Below are 22,587 nucleotides of genomic sequence, written 5' to 3'. Positions count from 1 at the left end.
GAGAAAAGTTCTCTCTCTGCTCGCTATCGCTCACGCCGTTCGAAATGACAGGTTGGATTGGGCGACAAATTGTTCCGCTTTGTTTGTTCTCAGTGTAGAACCGTATCAGAACGGCAACAAAACATGCAACCTCAGCAACAAAAACAACAAGCCATGAGACACCCCATTCCCGCAACCCCTTGTTTTTCAACCCCTTCGTTCAAACAAGGGCACAGGAAAACAAAATCCATGACAAAACCGACAACAAAAGCTATCAACACATGAAAAGAATGACAATAAATAGTAGGAATAGCCCAATCTATGGTTCCCCTTTAGGGGACAGGGGTAAAACCAACACCCAGACCAACAATCTGCAACAATACAATCCCTTGCAATAGCCTAAAACACTATCACATGAAAATTACCCGCTATTTCAAACCACAGGTCACCTCCCCTTTTTTTAAGGGGAGGCCGGGAGGGGTATTAAGGGAAAATCAGGAGGGGAGTCTAGTTCAGCGACTGCAGCGTAGCATGTATCGCATCGAAGTTGGGCAGCTCGCCGGCATTTTCCAGCACCTCGGCATAGCGCACCACCCCTTCGCCGTCAATAACAAAGGCAGAACGCTTAGACACCCCGCGCTGGTCGTTAGAGAATACCTCGTAGATAGAATCGAAAGCAGTAGACGCCTCTTTATTAAAATCGCTCAGCAGGTCGAAGTTCAGGCTTTGGTCGGCCTTGAAGCGGTTCAGCGCCTGCAGCGAGTCTACCGAAATGCCATATACTGTGGCGTTCAGTCCGTTATATACCGACAGGTTGTCGCGCACCGAGCACAACTCTTTGGTGCACACGCCTGTAAAAGCCAGGGGGAAGAACAGGAGCACCACGTTCTTACCCTTATGCTCGCTCAGGGTCACCTTATTCTTTTCAGTATCGCGCAGTGTAAAATCGGGGGCCTGCTGGCCGGCTTGTATTGGCATTTTCCAGTATTTGACAGCAAAGATAGCCGCCCGCCAACTGACAGCAAAGTGAAAAAATTGTCAAGTCCCTGCAAATTTGGCCGACATGAAACCCGCTCCGCACGGCAGCTTTGATTGTTTTTCTGCAAAAATGACTGAACTTCGTGCCCCCTCCCGGCTATGGCATAAAACATGATGCAGAGGGAGATACAAACACTCAATCTAAATCTTTAAATAATCGAGTCTATGGCAAACAATGTAAACATTACCCCACTTCACGACAGGGTGATCGTTAAACCAGCTGCTGCGGAAGAAAAAACTGCAGGCGGCATCATCATCCCTGATACAGCAAAAGAAAAACCACAACGCGGCATCGTAGTAGCTGCAGGTCCTGGTAAAAAAGATGAACCAATGACCGTAAAATCGGGCGACACTGTACTGTATGGTAAATATGCAGGTACTGAGATCAGCCTGGAAGGCGCTGACTACCTGATCATGCGCGAAAGCGATATCCTAGCTGTAGTTTAATCTTCACCCGGACAATCCCGCACATGCGGGAACAACAATTGTCATCAAATACTAATAAAAACAAACAATCATAATGGCAAAACAATTATTCTTCAATATAGAAGCGCGCAACAAAATGAAGCGCGGCGTTGACATCCTGGCTGATGCAGTAAAAGTAACACTGGGTCCTAAAGGCCGTAACGTAGTTATCGAGAAAAAATTTGGTGCTCCTGGTATTACTAAAGATGGTGTGTCTGTAGCTAAAGAAATTGAGCTGGAAGACGCTATCGAGAACCTGGGTGCTCAAATGGTGAAAGAAGTAGCCTCTAAAACTGCAGACGTTGCAGGTGACGGTACTACTACTGCAACTGTACTGGCACAGTCTATCATCGCCGAAGGTTTGAAGAACGTAGCTGCAGGTGCCAACCCAATGGACCTGAAGCGTGGTATCGACAAAGCAGTAACTACTGTTGTTGAGAACCTGAAAAAACAATCTGAAAAAGTTGGCAACGACAACAAAAAGATCGAGCAGGTTGCTACTATCTCTGCCAACAACGACAGCACTATCGGTACGCTGATAGCACAGGCAATGGCTAAAGTTGGTAACGAAGGCGTTATCACTGTAGAAGAAGCAAAAGGTACAGACACTACTGTAGAAGTAGTAGAAGGTATGCAGTTTGACCGCGGTTACCTGAGCCCGTACTTCGTAACTAATACAGAAAAAATGCAGGTTGAATTGCAGAACCCATTCATCCTGATCTACGAAAAGAAAGTAAGCACGCTGAAAGACATCCTTCCAATACTGGAAAGCGTTGTACAAAGCGGCCGCCCGCTGTTGATCATTGCTGAAGATGTAGATGGTGAAGCACTGGCTACACTGGTAGTGAACAAACTGCGTGGTTCTCTGAAGATCGCTGCTGTAAAAGCTCCGGGCTTTGGCGACCGTCGTAAAGAAATGCTGCAGGATATCGCTGTACTGACTGGCGGTACCGTTATCAGCGAAGAACAAGGTTACAAACTGGAGAACGCTTCTATGTCTTACCTCGGTCAGGCAGAAAGCATCACCATCGATAAAGACAACACTACAGTTGTTGGCGGTAAAGGTGAAAAAGACAACATCGTTGCCCGCGTTAACCAGATCAAATCTCAGATCGAAACAACTACCAGCGACTACGACCGCGAAAAACTGCAAGAACGTCTTGCTAAGCTGAGCGGTGGTGTTGCCGTACTGTACGTAGGTGCTTCTACTGAAGTTGAAATGAAAGAAAAGAAAGACCGCGTAGACGATGCACTGCACGCTACACGTGCTGCCGTTGAAGAAGGTATCGTACCTGGTGGTGGTGTTGCTTACATCCGTGCTATCGAGTCTCTGAAAGATGTAAAAGGCGACAACAACGACGAGAACACAGGTATCACTATCGTTCGCCGTGCACTGGAAGAGCCACTGCGCCAGATCGTAGCTAACGCTGGTATGGAAGGTTCTATCATCGTACAGAAAGTACGTGAAGGCAAAGCTGACTTCGGTTTCAACGCCCGCACTGAAACTTACGAGAACATGCTGTCTGCAGGTGTTATCGATCCTACTAAAGTTAGCCGCGTAGCTCTTGAGAACGCTGCTTCTATCGCTAGCATGCTGCTGACCACGGAGTGTGTTATAGCTGACAAACCAGAGCCTAAGTCTGCTGCTCCAATGGGCGGTGGTATGCCAGGCGGTATGGATATGGGTTATTAATCAACAACCATATAGAAAATGAAAAGCGTCCCGAACAATTCGGGACGCTTTTCATTTTATGATGTTGGTATCTGCTACCAGAATGAATGCGGACAGATAGTGCGGCTCTTCTGCATGTTCGGGTTGTTGAACAAACCGGTCTTAAACAGCGACAGCTCCATGCCCCCACGCAGGTTGGTAGCCGCTTTGAACTTAGACACATTCATATCATAGCTTGCACTGATGGAGAAGTCCTTATACTTCACTTCGGCAACCGGTATAATGGCATCACCCAATCGGTAGAAGGCACCAAAACCCAGTGAGAACAGGACGCCTTCGGTTGCGATATTGGGCTTGTTCCAGTTGATCAAACCGCCGGCCAGCAATTCTGAATAGCTGCTCTGCTTGCTGTAGTTGGCGTGGAACTGCACCCCATAGTCTTCATTCAGTTTCATGCTCATGCCGGCAGTACCATTCCAGCGCACGTTCAGGTTGATGTCGTTATTGCCGAAGAAGGAGTTGCGCGGCTTGGTGAAGTGGTAACCACTAACGCCAATATAATATGTAGTAGCATTGTCAGCGCCGCTACTGTTACTGCTAAAGGTAACGCCAGCACCCAGATCCCACATGGTCACCTGCTGGCTGGGTATATTCTCACCCGTACCATTGGCAGCATTGAACTGACCACCCTGGTACTGGTTGTCCACCGTTATCTTGGTCACATCAAAGTTGCGCTGGATGTACCCACCAGTAAAGCCAACTGACAGGAACGAGCTGTTCTCATCCTCCAGCGACTTGTTATAGTTGATAGCGGGGTAAGCAGTCAATGTCTGCAGGCCTACACTGCCCGCCCTATCGTAGTACGACAGCAGACCCACGCTCACAAAGTCGTTGATTCGGTCATTGACCGGGAACCGAGTTTCAGCAGATACCATGCCTGTTTGGTAGGCTTTATTGCTCACAGCATTCCATTGGCTCCTGAACGAAGCACCTACCTTGTAGTCGCCTGAGAACACACCAGTAAGCGCAGGGTTACGCAGTATAGAGGTCTTATAGAATTGCGAGAAGTGTATGTCTTGCGCAAAGCCTGCACCAGACATAGCAACAGCGGCAATTGCAAATGCAGCCTTCTTCAATATTCGTTTGATCATCGTTTTACAATTGAACTGTTATCTGATCAGTGTTATGTCGCCTTTCCATTGGATCACGTCGCCGTTATCGCAGTCTGCTTCTATCAGGTACATGAATACATCAGGCGGTAGCTGCTTTCCTTTGAATGTACCATCCCAACCGCTAACCTTTTCATTCAGGGCAAAGCCTTTCCTTTCGTAGACTATCTCGCCCCAGCGATTAAAGATCCTGATAGACCTTAACTTATCAAACCCTTCCCCGCGCGGATAGAACACATCGTTCTGCCCATCTCCGTTTGGTGTAAAGGTATTAGGTATGAACAGCTGGCTCTGATCACAAAGAACCACGATGGTCACTTGATCAGAATCCTGGCAGCCAAACTCGGTAGTACCGGTTACGGTATATACAGTTGTACGAATTGGTTTTGATATTGGGTTCGGACAGTCATCACAATCAAGTGTACCAGTAGGCGACCATGAGAACTTCTTGATCAGTTCACCTGCGGCGTTCAAAGGAGCATCCTTACCGGCAATGATCGTGGCATCACCTGTTGCCTGTATCGTGGGTTTCGGGTGTACGACGATGTCTACATAGTTGGTATCAGGGATACAGCTGCCTTCTTTGGATATGACCATGAACTTGGTGTTATTACGGGGCTTGGCTGTCGGATTGGACAGCTTGCTGTCATCCAGCACATCTGCTGGCGACCATTGGTAGGTGCGTCCCCCGCCTGCAGTTAGCATGATGCTTTCGTCCAGGCATATCTCATCGCCTTCACCTATCGTTCCTTCTACTTTATACTTCAGTGCTACCACAACCCGATCTGTATCGCTACACTTATTGGCATCAGTACCGATCACCATATAAATAGTAGCATCAGTTGGTGAAGCCAAGGGATTAGGACAGGTGGTGCAGCTCAGGCTACTGGCCGGTGACCATACATAAGAAATACCGCCTGAACCCATTAGTTGCGCTGCATCATTCAAGCATATCACGGTGTCGTTACCAGCACTAATCGTTGGCAGCTCATGAACATCGATATCACGTATTAAGGTGTCTTTACAGCCATTGCCGTTAGTCACTATAAGTTGTACAGAATAGGTACCTGGAGCTGGATAATAATGAGTAGCTGTTTTTGCCGACCCGGTTTGGCCAGAGTGGAATTTCCATGCCCAGTTAATGATCGGCTTGAAAAAGCCCGTTGACGTATCGGTAAATGTTACTTTGTACCCTTCACACGCCGGCGAATGATAGAAGTCGGCTTTAGCACCATCCACCTTTATCGTATCCTTACCGAGACTGGCACTCGAGCAGCCACTCCCATCAGTCATAATGATCTTAGGTACATAACTACCCGGTGTGGTGTAGGTGTGCGTCACAGTTCCTCCACCAGCTGCCATAGTATTACCATCATTGAAATCCCAGATGATATTCGGAATGTTATTTATCGAAGGTGTGAAGTTCACATCCAGAGGTTCGCAACCCGTAAGAGGCGCGTAGCTGAAGGCCCCATCATACCCAAGTATATACAGGTTAGAAACAGCCGTATCCGTACAGCCCGCTGCATCTGTCACGATAAGGGTGACGGCAAATTTGCCTGGGTTAGTAAACGCTTCAACTGTCATTACAGAAGTTGGCTTATTACTGCTTCCCTGGAAACTCCATAAATAAGACAAGCCACCTCCAGATGGAGCCGCATTAAACGTATCGATCAAAGGCGGACAAACAGCAACCGAATCAGGACTGATAGTGAATACTGCATTCGGTTTGGTGATACCAATATGATTGGCTTTTATGATCGTATCCTTACAACCATAGGCATCGGTAGCGATCATAGTAACCGTATAGACACCCGGCTGTTTGTATCCATGTGTAGGAGACATAACCAGCGACGAATCGCCATCACCGAAATACCATTTTGCAGAAACAGCTGTGCCAGTATTATTGGTGAAGGTAATTGTCTGGTTCAGACATGCAGCAGTATCGTCGGCTGTGAAATTTGCATCGGGCTTATGAGCATTGATGTACCCTACTCTTGTCATTGAATCTTTACAACCGCTAGCGTCGGTTACCACAACCTTCACATCGTAAGTGCCTGCCACCTGGTAAGTGTATGAAGTTGTTGCTCCCGGTACTGTTATGCCCGGAGTAAGTGACGGAGAAGCAAACTCCCAACGTCTGCTGGAAAGTGCAGCGCCTAAAAGCGGTGCGGCAGGCGCAGGCACCTGGACACTATTGTCGGTGAACGTGACTGTTAACGGCACACAACCTAATAATGGACTTGCTACAAAGTTGACAGCAGGCTTAGAGACAAGCATCCAGTTAGTTTTCTTTCCCGTATCCGGACAACCCATCTGGTCTGTCATTACCACCATCATAGTATGATAGCCTTCGTTAGGGAACAAATGTGTATAGTTAACTGCGCTATCCTTATCAACCAATACGTTATTTAGATACCATTTATAGGACCCGGAACTGACGGAGGGATTGATAAAAACTGCGTTAAACCGCGCTGTCTCATTCTTACATATGGTCGAGTCCGACACCGTAAGCACCACATCGGGCTTCATTAAGTATAAGGTACCTTCTGCTGTATCAGTACACCCTGAAGTAGAATTGAACGTTACCAGCTTCCAGTTATACGTGCCGTATCCAGGGTACACGTGCGTGGGATGCAGCTGCGTACTCGTGCTGGTTGGACCATCACCGAAATACCATGTATGTGATGTAAATCCGTACGACTTATTAGTAAATCCTACGGTAAGCCTGTTGGCACAATTCAACACGACCTGTGCTTTGGCAACTGGTGAATCAACGCGTATGTTGCACCGTATAAAGGTATCAGGGCAGCCATTGTATTTTGCTATAAGACGTGCGCAGAATACGCCTGCAGTATCATATTTGTATGTTGGGTTGGAAACGTATGTAAAGCCTTTGTCGTCGCCGAATATCCATTCGTATTCAATGATGCCTCCATTAAATCCAGGCACCGTGGTCTGGTTGAAAAATTTCAGATCCGCATTGGCGCAGACAACGGTATCAACCATAAACTTAGCATCCGGCGGCACACCCACCCTCACTTCCAGCGTGTCATAAAATATGCAGCCGCTAGCGGTTGTGATTTTCAATGTAGCCTGATACACACCTGCGGTAGTATAAGTGTATGTGGGTGTAGCAGCATTTGATGTAGGCGATAAGGGCACACCAAACTTCCACTCATATTGAACTGGCGGAGAAACATATGGCATAGATATGTCGTAAAACGGCACATACCTCCACTTTGAGCTTGTAGACGAAAAGTTCACCGTCAGCGGCGCACAGCCTTCTGGCTCTTTAGCTGTTTTGATCTTGTACTCACCACAATAGACCTGAACAAACTCGGTTTTCTCCAGCGTGTCTTTACAACCGTTTGCATCGGTAGCAATGAGTGTTGGCGTGTAAAACCCGCATGTGTTGTATGTATGCGTAACACCATTACCAGTAGCTTGTATACCTGTTCCTGTTCCAAAATTCCATTGATAACTTGTTGCTCCAGTTCCTGTAAATGTCAGGGTAGTTGGTGGTGGACAGGGTGGATTGGGTGCGTATGTAAAGTTGATCGTTGGCTGGGGATTAATAGTAATGGACCTGTATTCTGTATCACTACAAGGACCATATTTTGCCACCAGCATGACTTGCTTAGTACCAGAAGTTACAAAAGTATGTATCACAGAAGGCTGTACCCCAATGTCGGGTGTTTCACCCGGACCATAGTACCAATCACATATGGAGCTTGAAGGCGAGTTGTTGCTGGTAAATGTTACTGGCGTTAAGATACAGGCACTGGATGGACCTGTAAAATTTGCCTGTACATCGAGTATATTAATGTAAGACGGTTTGGTCATTGTATCCTTACATCCGTTCGCATCGGTCAGCACCAACGTTACAGGGTAAGAGCCTGGCTTCGGAGGGCCATATATTTTAGTAGCATTCTGCGTGGTTTGAAACTGGTTCGGTGCCTGTCCCAGGTTCCATGAGTATGTGTATGGACCGGTGGTAGTTTGCTGTATAGAGCTTGTAAAGTTGATGTTAGGTGTCGGCGCATCGCAAAACTGTGTGGCAGACGCTGTAAAGTCTACCTCTGGCTTCGGCGATACATTGATGTAAGCATTCTTCTTCAGCGAGCGCATGCAGCCTTTGCTGTTTGTTACTTGCAGCGTTACATCGTATGAACCTGTTGGGAAAACTATATTGGTCGTAGCACCAGAAGCAATGCCGGGGCTACTGATCCAGGTAAAAGTACCAGCTCCCGGAGCACCGAGATTAGTACCTGCAGAATTGAGTGTAACATTAAGCGGCGGACATCCTGTAACTGGAGAAGCTGTGAACGCGACTGTCGGTGTATCGTGAACGGTAATAGTTTTTGTAACCGGTTGCGACTGACCACTGGCATTAGCCACAACAAGCGTTACAGTATATGTGCCAGCACCAAGATAAGTTCTTGAGGGATTTGGATTGGTGGTTCCGGCGTTAGGGATACCGATCCAGTTAAAGCTAGTTGGATTTCCATAAGCACTACCCGTACCGGCACTGAATACTACCTGAACCGGTGGGCAGCCCGAAGCAGGGATCATTGTATAGGTAAAACTGGCTGTCGGCACCTGGCTAAACACTTGAAAGCTGGTTAGCAATACGACAGCGGTCAATAGATTTCGTAAATTAGGCATAGGTATTTTAAATTGCAGATAGGCAAATGTGTATAAAGTTAAAGAATCCTTAAGAATTTCCACTTTTATAGACAATGCTTTAACACTAAAAGTGAGGGAGATATTAATTAAAAATTAATTTGCATGTCTTTTTATCGCATATCAAATGCTGACAAGTACAGAACAGCGTATCAACAATCAGTTGAGCACCCGGAAACTTTCTGGAGTGACATTGCCGGTCATTTTACCTGGCGAAAGCGCTGGGACAAAGTGCTGGAATGGAATTTCGAACAGCCTGATATTAAGTGGTTCCGCAACGCACGCCTGAACATAACCGAGAATTGCCTGGACCGCCACCTGGCCGATAGAGGGGATCAGCCTGCCATCATCTGGGAACCGAATGATCCCACCCAGGCGAACCGTACTATTACCTACCGGGAATTGCACGCGCAGGTCTGCAAGTTTGCCCACGTGCTGAAAAACAACGGCGTGGGCCGCGCCGACAGGGTGTGTATCTATATGGGTATGATACCGGAATTGGCCATTGCTATACTAGCTTGCGCACGCATCGGCGCTATACATTCTGTCATTTTTGGCGGCTTTAGCGCCCGCAGCATCGCGGACAGGGTACAGGATGCAGGTGCCGAATATGTCATAACAGCCGATGGCGCTTTTCGCGGTGGGAAAGTAATTGAGCTAAAGTCTGTAGTTGACGATGCACTGGAGCAATGCCCTTTTGTAAAACGAGTGATCGTATACAGCAGGACCGATACACCGGTGAGCATGATACAGGGCAGGGATGTGTGGTGGGATGACGAACTGGAGAATGTCCATAATGCTGGATACGCAGACTTCCCCGCTGAGGAAATGGACTCTGAAGACCCGCTGTTCATCTTGTATACTTCCGGCTCAACCGGCAAGCCAAAAGGGGTGGTGCATTCATCAGGAGGATACATGGTTTATGCTACTTATTCCTTTGTAAATGTATTTCAGTATAATCCCGGAGATGTGTACTTCTGCACAGCCGATATAGGCTGGATAACGGGACATAGCTACATAGTATACGGTCCGCTGTGTGCGGGTGCTACTACTGTATTGTTTGAAGGGGTGCCCACATGGCCGGAAGCAGACAGGTTCTGGGAAATAGTAGATAAATACAAAGTAAACATCCTGTACACCGCACCTACAGCCATCCGCAGCCTGATGGCTCACGGCACGGGACCTATAGAAAAGCATGACCTGAGCAGCCTGAAGGTGCTTGGCACTGTTGGCGAACCCATTAACGAAGAAGCATGGCAGTGGTATTACGAGAATATTGGCAAAGGCCAATGCCCCATAGTTGATACATGGTGGCAGACAGAGACCGGGGGCATCCTGATATCTAACCTGGCGGGAGTAACCCCGCACAAGCCTGCCCATGCTACCCTGCCACTGCCAGGCGTACAGCCAATACTTGTTGATGATAAGGGCAACGAGATAACAGGCAACGGAGTGGCGGGCAACCTATGTATCAAATTTCCATGGCCGTCAATTCTCCGTACTACCTACGGCGACCACGAACGCTGCAGGCAGAACTATTTTGCTACATATCCCGGCCTATACTTTACCGGCGATGGCTGCCTGCGTGATCTTGAAGGAAACTACCGCATCACGGGCCGGGTTGATGACGTGCTGAATGTAAGTGGTCATCGCATTGGCACCGCCGAAGTAGAGAACGCCATCAACATGCACTCCGGCGTTATAGAAAGCGCGGTAGTTGGCTACCCGCACGATATCAAAGGGCAGGGTATTTACGCCTATGTCATTCTCGATAGCCACCATCATGATGAGAAACTGACCCGGCTGGATATCAATCAGACCGTGTCGCGGCTAATAGGTCCTATTGCCAAACCAGACCAGATACAGTTTGTAACAGGACTGCCCAAGACCCGCAGTGGTAAGATCATGAGGCGCATACTGCGTAAGATAGCCGAAGGCGAAACCGAGAACCTGGGAGATACCTCTACCCTGCTCGATCCCACTATAGTAGACGAAATAAAGAACGGAAAGTTGTAATACTAGGCATACCGCATATATAGCAGGTATCCATGATACCTGCTTTTTCATACCTTTGCAGACTTTTAAAAATTTATGTACCAGCCATTATCGAACGAACAATTGATAGCTGTGGCCAACGAGTTTGGCAGCCCGGTGTACGTGTACCATGCAGAAAAGATCACCCAGCAGTACAATAAGCTGAAAGATGCTTTTGCGGCGCATCCCACCCGTTTTTTCTACGCCTGCAAGGCACTGACCAACATCAACATCCTCAAGCACCTGAAGAGCCTCGGCGCTTCAGTTGACTGTGTGAGCATACACGAAGTGAAGATAGCCCTGAAGGCTGGCTTCGAAGCGAAACAGATACTGTTCACTCCCAACTGCGTTGACTTTAACGAGATAGTTGAAGGCACTGCACTGGGCGTTAACATCAACATCGACAACATCTCGATACTGGAACAATTTGGCAACAAATTCGGCAACAGCTACCCGGTTTGTATCCGCCTGAACCCGCACATCGAAGCAGGTGGCAACTACAAGATCTCTACAGGCCATATCGACAGCAAGTTTGGTATCTCGATTCACCAGATGCGCCATATTGAGCGCGTGGTGAAAACAACAGGCATCCATGTTCATGGCCTTCACATGCACACAGGTAGCGAGATCAAGGACGTAGAAGTATTCCTTCGCGGCCTTGAGGTGATGTTCGAGATCGCACGTCATTTCGATACGCTTGATTTCATTGACCTTGGTAGTGGTTTCAAAGTTCCTTATAAAGAAGGCGACCCTGAAACCGATGTAGTAAGCCTGGGCCAGAAACTGACCGCAGCTGTAAAAGAATTTGAAGCCGAATACAAACGTCCTATCGAAGTATGGTTCGAACCCGGTAAATACCTGGTAAGCGAGTCTGGCTATTTTGTTGTTAAGGCAAACGTCATCAAGCAAACTCCGGCTACGGTGTTCATCGGTGTAAACTCAGGTTTCAACCACCTGATCCGCCCAATGTTCTACGATGCTTACCACCGTATCGAGAACATCTCGAATCCCAATGGCGCAGAGCGTATCTATACCGTAGTAGGTAACATTTGCGAGACCGACACCTTTGCCTGGGACCGCAAGCTGAACGAAGTACGCGAAGGCGATTACCTCGTGTTCTACAATGCTGGTGCTTATGGCTTCGAGATGAGCAGCAACTTCAACTCAAGGTTAAAACCTGCAGAAGTACAGATAAAAGACCGCCAGGTATACCTCATCCGCAAACGTGATGAGTTCGAAGACCTGTTGCGCAACCAGATCGAGATCTAAATTTCAGATATTCTATCAATCCGGGACCGTTAACGTTGTTAACGGTCTCTTTTTTTATTAACCGGAAGTCAGCTTCTTCCAAAAATCTAACCGCTTGACAGTCAAAGCAAATGTGCAGGCGATTGTTAACATTTGTTGACGTTGTTAATGATTTTTTTTGAGTTGAATTTTATCAACATGACAATCGACAAAAACACAACAACAAATATACATCAATTTATAGAAACAAAGAAATAATATTTGCGGCTTGTTTGATTAAAAATTAAAAGAGTACTTTGCCTAATAAATTGCTTTAATGACCAGTATCGTAGTATTCTGCGGATCGAGTGAGGGCTACCAGGAGTGCCATAGAGAAACTGCCTATGGGCTAGGCAACATGCTTGCCGAACGCGGTTACCGCGTAGTATATGGTGGCGCCAAAATAGGGTTGATGGGTGCTGTAGCTGATGGCGCGCTGGACAAAGGCGGCGATGTAATTGGTGTGATACCGCATTTCCTGCGTACTAAAGAAGTGACACATGAAGGCCTGACCGAGCTGATACTGACCAATACCATGCACGAGCGCAAGCTGAAAATGCATGAGCTAAGTGATGGCGTTATTACCTTGCCGGGCGGATGGGGCACTATGGAAGAAATGTTCGAGATGCTGACATGGGGCCAGCTTGGCCTGCATCAAAAACCGATGGGCATGCTCAATATCAACGGTTACTACGACAGCTTAAAAGTTTTGGCAGACACCATGGTGAGCGAGGGTTTTCTGAAACAGGAGATACGTGACATGTTATTGTTCAGCGATTCGATAGAAGAACTACTGGACCTAATGGAAAACTATGTAGCACCCGATGTGCCACAGTGGGTCACTAAAAGAACAACTTAGTTTATGAAACGCCTGGCTGTAGATATGGATGGTGTTCTGGCTGATGTATACAGCCAGTTTATAAAGAAGCACCATGAAGAAACCGGCGAGTGGTTATCACTGAATAGCATGACCGGATTGAGCGAAGGCCAGGTGTTCCCACACGGCAGAAAACATATCACCACAAAAGGCTTCTTTGATGATATCCAGGTTGTCGCAAACAGCCAGGAGATATTGGAAGAGCTAAACAAACACTATAAGGTGTTTGTCGTATCTGCAGCTATGGAGTTCCCGCTGAGCTTGAGTGAAAAGCAACAATGGTTGGACAGGCATTTCCCATTCATCGGCTGGCGACAACGGGTCTTCTGTGGCTCGAAAGAGATCATCAAGGCCGACATCATGATAGACGACTATTTAAGAAACCTGGATAGCTTTGAAGGTGAAACCTACCTGTTTACAGAACCCCACAACGCCCTTGTCGATCTTGGCAGACATAAAAGGGTAAACGACTGGCTGGAAATAAAAGGCCTCTTATTGCCGTGAAGCCCGGCAGGCTACTTCGTCAAAGTCAATAAAAATACCTCAGCCAGTTATTTTCGAAATGGCGAACTTCATACTGTAGTTCTCATCTCTACCTCATGCGTACCATCTTCTTTTTACTGCTGGCAATAGTCACTTCGCGTTCTGTTGCATATGCCCAAACGGATAGTGCTGCCCTCCCGAAAACGAATATGGATAGCCTGCTGGCACAGTATAAACAAGAGCTGGCTGATTTTGAGCTAAAGCATGGACATTGGGTCCAGACACCCAATGTGAATATGCACTACCTGACATGGGGCAAAAGATCGGGCATGCCACTAATATGGAGCCATGGCACCTTTGGTAATGCATACGAAGTATACGGCGTAGCAGACAGCCTGGTAGCAGCCGGATATTATCTTATAGCAATAGATTTTTATGGTCACGGTCTTACGGCAATTCCCGGCAAAGAAGTTTCGCTCTATCATGTAGCGGACGACATAAAGGCCCTAATGGACGAGCTGAAGATAAAAAAAGCGGTGATCGGCGGTTTTTCAAGAGGCGGTTCGATCACAACAGCTTTTTATGACAGCTATCCTAATAGAGTCCGCGCCTTGGTTTTGGAAGATGGCGGATCGGTAGCATGGGATGTAAACGGACATAAAAAGTCCACTGAAGAAATGGCGAACGAGTTTATTAACAACTACAAAATGAGGACCCCGGCACCTGTATACAATACCGAATTGGAGGCCTTTACACGTTTGTATAATAACAACGGCCAGAAGGCCGACTTCACGCGCATAGCATTTACGTTCTTTAACCGCCTGAAACAAAACAATGAAGGCAAATGGGAAATGAATCCCGGGGTTGACGACCTGGTTTGCGAACATACGGCTGAACAGTTGATCACCGCCGTGCACCGACCGTATGCCGCCAATAACATGTTCGGTGCATCCACCCACCTTATCTATCCTAAGATGATCTACCGTAACCTCGATGTACCCATGTTGATATTCGACCCGGTAAGCGATGAGGACTGGTTTGATTTTGAAGAAGAGAATACGCAACTACAACAAAGCCATCCTGACCTCATAGTACATAAAGTGTATGAGAACACCGGCCATGCGGTAAAAATGGAACACCCCCAGGAGTTTGTCCGCGACATGGCGGAATTCTTAAAAACAGTAAAGAACTAAGCACACCTTGACACAAAAAAAGATCGCTGGCTTAGACTACTTGCGGGCGTTAGCAATAACGCTCGTATTCCTGTACCACTACAGGTCTTTTGCGCATCCCGCATGGATTGATGATCTCTTTAGCTTCGGGTGGACAGGCGTGGATCTTTTTTTCGTGCTTAGCGGCTACCTGATAGCCAATCATGTATTTTCCGATATAGAAAAGGGAAACTTTTCACCGGGATTGTTTGCCTTGAAACGTGCATTAAGAATATTACCGGCCTATTGGGTAGTACTCAGTCTATACTTCGCGGTGCCTGCGATCAGGGAATGGGAGGGCTTACCCCCACTTTGGAAATTCCTGACATTCACACAAAATTTCGGGCTTGATCTCAGGACTAACAGAACTTTTTCCCATGCATGGTCGCTCTGTGTCGAAGAACAATTTTATTTGCTGCTGCCACTAACAGCTTTGCTGTTCAGCCGATTCAAATCGGTGAAACCTGCAATAGCATTGCTGACAGCTTTATTTATGGCAGGTTTTGCAGCAAGGCTGGCCAGCTGGATCTTTTTGATCATTCCCACGATAGGAACGCAAGACTTTGGCGCTACCTGGGCTCAACGTATGTACTACCCGACCTACAACAGACTCGATGGGATACTGGCAGGCGTAAGCATTGCGGGGCTGTTTCATGTGGCACCAAATGCAACGAATTTGCTGCTAAAGCGAGTGAATATATTGGTGATCGCCGGGCTGGCTTTATTGACGGGCGCCTATTTTTTGTGCCTTGAGCAGCTATCGTTCTACGCGTCCATTTTCGGATATCCTGTTATTGCCCTGGGTTTCGGTGCACTTACATTAGCAGCCATCAGTCCTTATAGTCTTGTGAACAAGCACCGTTCAGGGTTCATTTCGAAAATAGCTGCGTTATCGTACGCCATCTACCTGGTGCACAAAGCAACCAATCATATTACGCAGGAGCAACTAGCCGCATTCGGCATACCCGCCGATAGCAACCTGATGTTCCTGTTATGCGCCGGCAGTGCAGTGACAGGAGCTTTGGCACTCCATTATGTTGTTGAAAAGCCGTTCCTGAAAATAAAGGAAGGACTGGTGCGCCGTTATTCTGAACAGCCCAAACTGGCCGTGGAAGAAGTATATATTCAGAAATAGCAAAGCCGGCCTCTTAACATCAGTTCATTTTATCGTAGTAGTGTGGCATATTTCCTTCTTTCCTGAAAAGAATGAAGGAATAAGCGATTGGGACCAGCACCATGATGCCAATGAGTACATTAAAGGTTACCGAAGCGATCTCACGCGGCAACAGCAGGCTGGTGATGATTATCAGAATCCCACCAATAACCCATAGCCGTCCTCCCAGGTGATGCGTTTTACGCCAATTATACTCGCTGGCAAGCGCCCAGGGCACTTTGATACCCACATAATAGTTCTGCCTTACGTTGTACATGTAATTACCTATAACAGCCAGCAGCAAACCAACTATCGGCACTATGGCTTTGCCCATAATGTTTGCTTCGGGGTATACGGCCGAAATCAGCGTGAGCAGGTTGATGCTAGTCAAAAACAACACAATTGTGATCGCCATTTTGTTGAACATAGGCGAAACAGGATTCCCTCTTCTTCTTGGATCTACCTTATTGATGAATTGCATCAGGTAATAGCTGGCGATAGCAATGCCGCACAGAAACAACACAAGCCCCCAAAGCGATGACCTTTCCGTAAAGCCGTTGGCGGTACCATCGGCGGCAAAATGCGTAGCAATTTGTTCGGGCATCCGACCCCAGTTCAACTGCAGGTACAACGCAGGTGTAAGCGCAAGCAAAGTGAAGAAAGCATGTTTGAAAAAATTCCTGTTCATATTCGTGAATTTTTAAGTCTACTTTTTCGTGAACTGCATCACCCATTTCAATATTTCATCGACCACTGTTGTATTGAGCGAGTAATAAATAAACTGCCCCTGCTTTTCAGCGTTTACCAGCTCGGCCTGTTTCAGAATGTCCAGGTGGTGCGAAATGCTGGGCTTGGAGATATCGAACTTGTCGGCGATCTCGCCGGCAGTCAGGTCTTTCTCCCTGAGCAGTTCTAATATTTCCCGGCGCGTTTCGTCGTTCAGCGCCTTAAATAACTTGTTCACAACCTAAAGGTAGGAAGCATTTAGATAATTGTCTAAATATTTAATTATTCTTTTAGGGTGAAAAATGAAGGTATTTCTGTAGCATATCGCAGGGATGCAATGTCACTTAGCTATGTTTACTACAAAGAATCCTGAGATGGAGATCAGCAACCTCGCTGGTGCCAGCATGGAACAAATACATGCTGCCTTCCAGCAGGCATTTTCAGACTATGCGGAAGCCTGGAACAAAACCCTTGACGAACTGCGGCAGTTACTAAAGCGTCGAGGATTTGATCCCACGTTATCGTTTGGTACTTTCGACAACGGGATGCTTATCAGCTTTACACTAAATGGAATTGGCACGTGGAATGGCCAACTGACCGCATATGACACTGGCACCGGCACGTTACCTGCTTATCGGAAACAAGGTCTCGCTGCCCGGATATTTAACGAATCTGTTCCCGCATTGAAGCAGCAAGGAGTTCATCAATACCTGTTGGAAGTTATCAAAGTAAATACCGGCGCTTTTGAATTATACCAGAAGCAGGACTTCAAGGTGACCAGGGAACTGGACTATTACATTGGGGCAAAAAAAGACCTGACTTTAAAGAACAACACTACCGGCTTAACGATAAAACCATTGGATAAACCAGACTGGGATCTTCTTCAGCAGTTCTGGGAATTTGAGCCTAGCTGGCAGAACTCCATTGATGCAATTAACCGGAAGCGTTCTTCTTTTAAGATACTCGGCGTGTTCGATGGAAATACTATAGCTGGCTACGGCATTGTTGAAACGGGTACAGGCGACATTCCACAACTCGCTGTTATGCAGCACTATCGCCACCATGGGCTAGCGACAGCGTTGGTAAGCGAGCTGCTTAAATATTCGGAAAGCGAAGTTGTTCGGGTTATCAATGCAGACGCGGCTTATACGTCCTTCCGTGAGTTTATGGCAAGCATAGGCTTAAAACCCGGTCACGGTCAATACGAAATGATACGTAACTTGTAGTATATGAAAACGGCAACCTTACTTCTGTGTTTTATTGCCCTGACACTGCAAACGCAGGCACAACGCTACGTCTTTTTTCTGCACAACATGTTTCTTGAGGATGCAGGTCTTAAAGGCGTTCATCCGGAATACGGCAAAGTAGAATACAAGGCCATACTCGATTCGTTCCGCAATAGAGGGTTTGTAGTTATTAGCGCAGTAAGACCAAAAGGTACCGACGGCGCGGCTTATGCACAGAAGACAGCAAAAAAGGTTGACAGCCTCATTAAGAAAGGAGTTAAGCCGGGGAATATTACCGTGATCGGCACATCTAAAGGTGGCTATATCGCACAATACACATCGAATATTCTGAAGAACGATAAGGTCAATTATGTTTTCATAGGCAGCTGCGGTGAGTACCTGGAAGAAGAGCCCGATGTGAAGTGGTACGGCAATGTACTGTCCATCTACGAAAAAACTGACATGTGGCTTTCGTGCGAAAAAATGAAGAACAGGCAGGGCAACCAAGTGACGCGTTATAAAGAGATAGAGTTAAATACCGGCCTGAAACACGGCTACCTGTATAAGGCCATGCCCCAATGGATAGAGCCCGCAGCTAAATGGGCACAACAAGAATACAAATAACCACATGAGATACCTCTTTACTCTTTCAATCGTCCTAGCATATTCATTGCAGTCACTTGCACAACCAAAACTGCAAACGCAGCTAGACTCCTTATTGCGCTCGGGAGAAAACGAGTTCAATGGCGTGGTGCTGGTAACGCAACGAGGGAAAAAACTGTATGAAGGCGCTCACGGCTATTCTGACCTGCAAACAAAAGCCAACGTAAAACCTGACGATCAGTTTATCATTGGTTCTATAAGCAAGCAAATTACCGCCGTATTAGTACTGCGCGAATACCAAAAGGGCAACCTTCGTCTTGATGCGCCACTTAGCAAGTACTTACCAGAGTTGAAATATGCCTGGGCCGATTCAATTACTATACACCACCTGCTCACCCACATGTCGGGCGTGCGCCAGGATCTGCAACCGCCGCTGGTGTTTGCACCGGGAAGCCGTTTCGATTATTCCAATACAGGGTTCGTTTTGCTAGGTGATGTGGTGGCGCATACTTCGGGAAAAAGTTATGCAGCTATGGCTGAAGACATGTTTAAGGAGTGTGGTATGAAGAACACTTTTCATCCTGCCTCTAACAAACACAAGCGGCTGGTAAAAGGATATTGGCAAAATCCGCAGGGAGTGCTCGATGAAGTAACTATTGCGTTAGACTACGCGAAAAAGATCACGCCTTCGGGTGGTTTTATTTCCACAGCGGCAGACATGGTAAAATGGAATACCAGCCTGCATGGAGGAAAGCTACTCGCAGATAGCACTTATAAGTTAATGATGACCGCTTATCCTGGCGCAGTTAGAGACCACCAGCTGTTCGGACTAACGCAGTACGGCTACGGCATTACTATCGACGAAAAGGATGGACTGTTGCAAGTGGGTCAGACAGGTAAACTATCAGGCTACAATTCTATCAATTTCTTTTTTCCGGAAAGCGGTACCAGCATGATCGTGTTCAATAACATGGAATATGCCCCATCTGATTTTAAGAAAAGCTTCTATTATCACACGGGCGTTCAGCATATAGTGCGCCAGTATTTGTTAGCAAATAGAAACCAATAACTAGCGCGCCAATTACTGCCTGTTTCTATTAATCAACAACTTTACACTAATTTCAATGCCATAATAACAGCGTATGGCATTAAGCAGGATTTGGTCGGGCTTTATCATTGTGGCGATTCTCGTTGCCGGTTACCGGTGCTTTTTTGCCGGCGACGACCAGATATTCAGCCGCATGGTGATCGGTAAAGCCGACGAAGCTTACGAGACGGTGTACTACCAGATGGTGGGCGAACCTGAAAAAGCGGGCCTCCGATCGAGAGAAGATTTTGCCGCCTACCTTGCGGGATATGGATATGTTCCGGCAGATTCAGCTCACCCTCCCACTGTTTTGCTGGCCCGTCATGCTGCCGCCGATTCAGTTGTTACGTTAAGTTCGATCTATCCTACGGCGCAGGTGTATACCTTTCGCTCTATCCAACACAAACTGGTGAAGAAAACGGATGGCATCATCGAGACCTGTAAATCCGCCGTGAACATCTGTATTGGATTGATAGGTGTGATGGCGCTGTTCATGGGGTTTCTCAGCATTGCTGAACGCGCTGGTGGTGTGCGATTGATGTCGAGAATGATATGGCCCTTCTTCTCTAAGATATTCCCTGAAGTGCCGAAGGGCCATCCAGCCATGGGGCATATGATGATGAACTTCGCAGCCAACCTGCTGAACCTGGATAACGCGGCAACACCATTTGGCATTAAGGCAATGGAAAGTCTTCAAGAGTTGAACCCGAACAAAGAGAAAGCCTCCAATGCGCAGCTCATGTTCCTTTGCCTGCATGCGGCTGGTATGACGCTGATACCCGTGTCGATCATTGCGGCACGCTCTGCAGTTAAGTCAGCCAGTCCCACGGACATCTTCATTCCCTGTATGATCGCGACCTTTGTGGCTACCATTACAGCTATGATATTAGTGGCCATCAGGCAGGGCATTAATCTTTTTCAAACAGCCATACTGGCGTGGGTAGGCGGTATCTGTGCTCTGATCGCTTTGTTGGTCATATACGTCAACTCACTCAGTGCCGACGAAGTGCAGTCATTCTCTGCCCTGCTCAGCAACAGTTTGATACTGGTCATCTTCCTTTTGATCATCTTTGGTGCGCTGTATAAAAAAGTAGACGTATTCGATGCGTTTGTTGATGGCGCTAAAGGCGGTTTCGAAACTGCTATCCGCATCATTCCCTACCTGGTGGGCATGCTGGTAGCTATCAGCATGTTGCGTACCAGCGGCACGTTCGATGTCATCATCAACGGCATGAAACATTTCTTTGCTAGCCTGGGTGCAGATACCCGCTTTGTAGATGGCCTGCCCACGGCGCTCATCAAACCACTGAGCGGCAGCGGCGCACGCGGCATGATGGTGGATACAATGAAGACCTTCGGGCCAGATTCGTTTGCGGGTAGACTGGCTTCAATATTACAGGGCTCTTCTGATACTACGTTCTACGTTGTTGCTGTTTACTTTGGAGCAGTAGCCATTAAGAACACACGCTACGCCATCGGTACTATGCTGCTGGCTGATCTTGTCGGGATACTTACTTCAATCGGACTTTGTTACATGTTCTTCGGATAGATAAAAAAATAAAGGGCGCTGATGGCGCCCTTTATTTTTTATGTTTTTTATTCTGCTTAGTGCGTTTTTACAGCAGTATCTGCAGAAGAAGGATTTGTATTAGTTGTTCCGTCAACAGGAGCAGCTGTTGTATCGGTCATTACTGGTTCTTCAGCAGGTTGCTCGGTCATATCGCCACCTGTATCTTGTTTGTTGTACTGAACCAGCCATTTGCCGTTTTGTTTCACTAGGTCAATTTTTTGTTCGCCGGTGCTTTCAGAAGTAGTGTAGATAACGGTTGCTTTATCACCTTCTTCTTTTACGTCTTTGATATCAACTTTGATCTTCTTAGCGTTCTCTTTAGTTGAATCAGGCATCATGCTCGAGAACTGAGCCATCATATCCAGCATTTTCTTTGTATCCTCGGTTGCTACTTCTTTAGCACCATCATAATCCATGTGGTATAAGTTGGTCAGGAACTTATCAGCAGCAGCTTTAGGGCTGTTGGTATTGCATGAAGTGAGTGCAATGGCAAGAACGAAAGTAGCAGCTAACGATAACAAAAGTTTTTTCATAATTAAGTTTTTTCCGATTTGTTGGCAAAGGTATCACTTAAATCTAATTTGACAAATGCCGCGTGCATGCCTGCTCAGGAAGATATCGTCGATACCAACGAAGGTGTAACCAAGAAAACTAATGGGCTGCAAAAAACTGCTATCGCCCACTGCCTGATTTACAGACTTGTATACCATCTCGGCGCAGTAAAAGCGGTCGTCGGTTGCGATATCAAAGTCCATGTCAAATTTTTTACGTTCCTTATAAAAGCCTCTTACAACACGATGCAGTGCAGTGTCGCTTCCTGCAGGCATGTCGAGACGCGCTATACCAAACGCAAGGTTGTTAGCGGGCGAGAACCAGAAGTTAGCAGAGTCGCGGCGCAGCCTGGCATCCGGGTTAGCCTCGCCGCCAATACTGTGGTACACAAAAGGATAACCATTCTCCACCATCACGATACCGCAGTGCGAATACGTCTTGTCTTTGGTATTGAGCTGGCAGAGCATATAGCTGGTTGCATCGTTACCGGTACGCATCACTATGTCTCCCGAATGCAGCAGTTGAACGGCTGAATCGACAGAATGGAGATTCCATGGATTATTCTTCCGCGCCATAATGCCATCGAGCAGCGCCTTGTTCACCGGTTCGTTATTGCCGCAACCTGCCAGGCCCAATGAAATGACCCAAACACACACTGCAACTACCACCTTCCAATAATTCCTCATATATCTATTGCCTATAGCCTTAAAGCCTGCAAATTTAAGCGATTTAAGCGCCACAGCAGTACCTTTGCCATTCATTTATAGCT

Annotated in this window: 19 protein-coding genes; 12 read left to right on the top strand and 7 right to left on the bottom strand. The window is 47.0% G+C overall.

Translation table 11 applies throughout. The features are described 5' to 3' along the window. Positions 1–486: 486 nt before the first annotated feature. Positions 487–957 (bottom strand): redoxin domain-containing protein, encoded by a 471-nt coding sequence (locus P2W83_RS09010; RefSeq protein WP_276133388.1) that lies wholly within the window; start codon positions 955–957, stop codon positions 487–489. A gap of 225 nt (positions 958–1,182) precedes the next feature. On the opposite strand from P2W83_RS09010, the gene P2W83_RS09005 reads away from it, so the two are divergent. Together P2W83_RS09005 and groL are read left to right on the top strand one after the other, a co-directional pair. Next, positions 1,183–1,464 (top strand): co-chaperone GroES, encoded by a 282-nt coding sequence (locus P2W83_RS09005; protein WP_276133387.1) that lies wholly within the window; start codon positions 1,183–1,185, stop codon positions 1,462–1,464. 73 nt (positions 1,465–1,537) lie between these two features. Then, positions 1,538–3,175, top strand: coding sequence for a chaperonin GroEL (gene groL / locus P2W83_RS09000; RefSeq protein ID WP_276133386.1), 1,638 nt, complete (start codon positions 1,538–1,540; stop codon positions 3,173–3,175). Positions 3,176–3,249: 74 nt separating this feature from the next. Here the strand turns inward: groL and P2W83_RS08995 are convergent, their stop codons facing one another. Together P2W83_RS08995 and P2W83_RS08990 are read right to left on the bottom strand one after the other, a co-directional pair. Further along, positions 3,250–4,305, bottom strand: coding sequence for a PorP/SprF family type IX secretion system membrane protein (locus P2W83_RS08995; protein WP_276133385.1), 1,056 nt, complete (start codon positions 4,303–4,305; stop codon positions 3,250–3,252). An 18-nt stretch (positions 4,306–4,323) separates the two neighbouring features. After that, positions 4,324–8,991 carry a PKD domain-containing protein gene (locus P2W83_RS08990; protein WP_276133384.1) on the bottom strand — a complete coding sequence of 1,556 codons (4,668 nt, stop codon included), beginning with the start codon at positions 8,989–8,991 and terminating at the stop codon, positions 4,324–4,326. 123 nt (positions 8,992–9,114) lie between these two features. On the opposite strand from P2W83_RS08990, the gene acs reads away from it, so the two are divergent. The 6 genes from acs to P2W83_RS08960 all read left to right on the top strand — a co-directional run bounded on the left by acs (position 9,115) and on the right by P2W83_RS08960 (position 16,036). After that, entirely contained in the window at positions 9,115–11,025 is a 1,911-nt protein-coding gene (gene acs, locus P2W83_RS08985; RefSeq protein WP_276133383.1) for an acetate--CoA ligase, read from the top strand. A 75-nt stretch (positions 11,026–11,100) separates the two neighbouring features. Continuing rightward, positions 11,101–12,312 carry a diaminopimelate decarboxylase gene (gene lysA / locus P2W83_RS08980; RefSeq protein WP_276133382.1) on the top strand — a complete coding sequence of 404 codons (1,212 nt, stop codon included), beginning with the start codon at positions 11,101–11,103 and terminating at the stop codon, positions 12,310–12,312. A 295-nt stretch (positions 12,313–12,607) separates the two neighbouring features. Further along, entirely contained in the window at positions 12,608–13,189 is a 582-nt protein-coding gene (locus P2W83_RS08975) for an LOG family protein (RefSeq protein ID WP_276133381.1), read from the top strand. Between the two features lie 3 nt (positions 13,190–13,192). Further along, the gene (locus P2W83_RS08970) at positions 13,193–13,711 is read left to right on the top strand and encodes a 5' nucleotidase, NT5C type (protein ID WP_276133380.1); all 519 of its coding nucleotides are present in this window, start codon (positions 13,193–13,195) and stop codon (positions 13,709–13,711) included. Between the two features lie 95 nt (positions 13,712–13,806). Further along, positions 13,807–14,883 carry an alpha/beta fold hydrolase gene (locus tag P2W83_RS08965; RefSeq protein WP_276133379.1) on the top strand — a complete coding sequence of 359 codons (1,077 nt, stop codon included), beginning with the start codon at positions 13,807–13,809 and terminating at the stop codon, positions 14,881–14,883. Between the two features lie 7 nt (positions 14,884–14,890). Then, entirely contained in the window at positions 14,891–16,036 is a 1,146-nt protein-coding gene (locus tag P2W83_RS08960) for an acyltransferase family protein (RefSeq protein ID WP_276133378.1), read from the top strand. A gap of 19 nt (positions 16,037–16,055) precedes the next feature. On the opposite strand, the gene P2W83_RS08955 is transcribed toward P2W83_RS08960, so the two are convergent. Both P2W83_RS08955 and P2W83_RS08950 read right to left on the bottom strand, forming a co-directional pair. Continuing rightward, positions 16,056–16,742, bottom strand: a complete 687-nt coding sequence (locus P2W83_RS08955; RefSeq protein ID WP_276133377.1) for an SdpI family protein — start codon at positions 16,740–16,742, stop codon at positions 16,056–16,058. A gap of 18 nt (positions 16,743–16,760) precedes the next feature. Beyond that, positions 16,761–17,018 (bottom strand): autorepressor SdpR family transcription factor, encoded by a 258-nt coding sequence (locus P2W83_RS08950; protein ID WP_276133376.1) that lies wholly within the window; start codon positions 17,016–17,018, stop codon positions 16,761–16,763. 112 nt (positions 17,019–17,130) lie between these two features. Between P2W83_RS08950 and P2W83_RS08945 the strand changes: the two genes are divergently transcribed. The 4 genes from P2W83_RS08945 (at position 17,131) to P2W83_RS08930 (ending at position 21,245) form a co-directional block, all read left to right on the top strand. Further along, positions 17,131–18,006, top strand: coding sequence for a GNAT family N-acetyltransferase (locus tag P2W83_RS08945; RefSeq protein WP_276133375.1), 876 nt, complete (start codon positions 17,131–17,133; stop codon positions 18,004–18,006). A gap of 3 nt (positions 18,007–18,009) precedes the next feature. Beyond that, positions 18,010–18,630, top strand: coding sequence for a hypothetical protein (locus tag P2W83_RS08940; RefSeq protein WP_276133374.1), 621 nt, complete (start codon positions 18,010–18,012; stop codon positions 18,628–18,630). A gap of 4 nt (positions 18,631–18,634) precedes the next feature. Continuing rightward, positions 18,635–19,678, top strand: coding sequence for a serine hydrolase domain-containing protein (locus P2W83_RS08935; protein ID WP_276133373.1), 1,044 nt, complete (start codon positions 18,635–18,637; stop codon positions 19,676–19,678). A 73-nt stretch (positions 19,679–19,751) separates the two neighbouring features. Then, complete coding sequence (locus tag P2W83_RS08930) at positions 19,752–21,245, top strand: nucleoside recognition domain-containing protein (protein WP_276133372.1); 1,494 nt, start codon at positions 19,752–19,754, stop codon at positions 21,243–21,245. Positions 21,246–21,301: 56 nt separating this feature from the next. Here P2W83_RS08930 and P2W83_RS08925 read toward each other — a convergent pair whose 3' ends face one another. Together P2W83_RS08925 and P2W83_RS08920 are read right to left on the bottom strand one after the other, a co-directional pair. Continuing rightward, positions 21,302–21,799 (bottom strand): DUF4878 domain-containing protein, encoded by a 498-nt coding sequence (locus tag P2W83_RS08925; RefSeq protein WP_276133371.1) that lies wholly within the window; start codon positions 21,797–21,799, stop codon positions 21,302–21,304. Between the two features lie 33 nt (positions 21,800–21,832). Further along, on the bottom strand, positions 21,833–22,579 hold the full coding sequence (locus tag P2W83_RS08920) for a C40 family peptidase (RefSeq protein WP_276133370.1): 747 nt from the start codon (positions 22,577–22,579) through the stop codon (positions 21,833–21,835). Positions 22,580–22,587: the final 8 nt, after the last annotated feature.

This window comes from Polluticoccus soli (assembly GCF_029269745.1).
Classification (GTDB): domain Bacteria; phylum Bacteroidota; class Bacteroidia; order Chitinophagales; family Chitinophagaceae; genus Polluticoccus; species Polluticoccus soli.
This window is presented reverse-complemented; position numbering and strand designations above follow the sequence as displayed.

Coding starts and splice junctions, on each gene's coding strand:
- P2W83_RS09010 (WP_276133388.1), bottom strand. CDS start 957: ATGCCAATACAAGCCGGCCAGCAGGCCCCCGATTTTACACTGCGCGAT.
- P2W83_RS09005 (WP_276133387.1), top strand. CDS start 1,183: ATGGCAAACAATGTAAACATTACCCCACTTCACGACAGGGTGATCGTT.
- groL (WP_276133386.1), top strand. CDS start 1,538: ATGGCAAAACAATTATTCTTCAATATAGAAGCGCGCAACAAAATGAAG.
- P2W83_RS08995 (WP_276133385.1), bottom strand. CDS start 4,305: ATGATCAAACGAATATTGAAGAAGGCTGCATTTGCAATTGCCGCTGTT.
- P2W83_RS08990 (WP_276133384.1), bottom strand. CDS start 8,991: ATGCCTAATTTACGAAATCTATTGACCGCTGTCGTATTGCTAACCAGC.
- acs (WP_276133383.1), top strand. CDS start 9,115: ATGTCTTTTTATCGCATATCAAATGCTGACAAGTACAGAACAGCGTAT.
- lysA (WP_276133382.1), top strand. CDS start 11,101: ATGTACCAGCCATTATCGAACGAACAATTGATAGCTGTGGCCAACGAG.
- P2W83_RS08975 (WP_276133381.1), top strand. CDS start 12,608: ATGACCAGTATCGTAGTATTCTGCGGATCGAGTGAGGGCTACCAGGAG.
- P2W83_RS08970 (WP_276133380.1), top strand. CDS start 13,193: ATGAAACGCCTGGCTGTAGATATGGATGGTGTTCTGGCTGATGTATAC.
- P2W83_RS08965 (WP_276133379.1), top strand. CDS start 13,807: ATGCGTACCATCTTCTTTTTACTGCTGGCAATAGTCACTTCGCGTTCT.
- P2W83_RS08955 (WP_276133377.1), bottom strand. CDS start 16,742: ATGAACAGGAATTTTTTCAAACATGCTTTCTTCACTTTGCTTGCGCTT.
- P2W83_RS08945 (WP_276133375.1), top strand. CDS start 17,131: ATGTTTACTACAAAGAATCCTGAGATGGAGATCAGCAACCTCGCTGGT.
- P2W83_RS08940 (WP_276133374.1), top strand. CDS start 18,010: ATGAAAACGGCAACCTTACTTCTGTGTTTTATTGCCCTGACACTGCAA.
- P2W83_RS08935 (WP_276133373.1), top strand. CDS start 18,635: ATGAGATACCTCTTTACTCTTTCAATCGTCCTAGCATATTCATTGCAG.
- P2W83_RS08930 (WP_276133372.1), top strand. CDS start 19,752: ATGGCATTAAGCAGGATTTGGTCGGGCTTTATCATTGTGGCGATTCTC.
- P2W83_RS08925 (WP_276133371.1), bottom strand. CDS start 21,799: ATGAAAAAACTTTTGTTATCGTTAGCTGCTACTTTCGTTCTTGCCATT.
- P2W83_RS08920 (WP_276133370.1), bottom strand. CDS start 22,579: ATGAATGGCAAAGGTACTGCTGTGGCGCTTAAATCGCTTAAATTTGCA.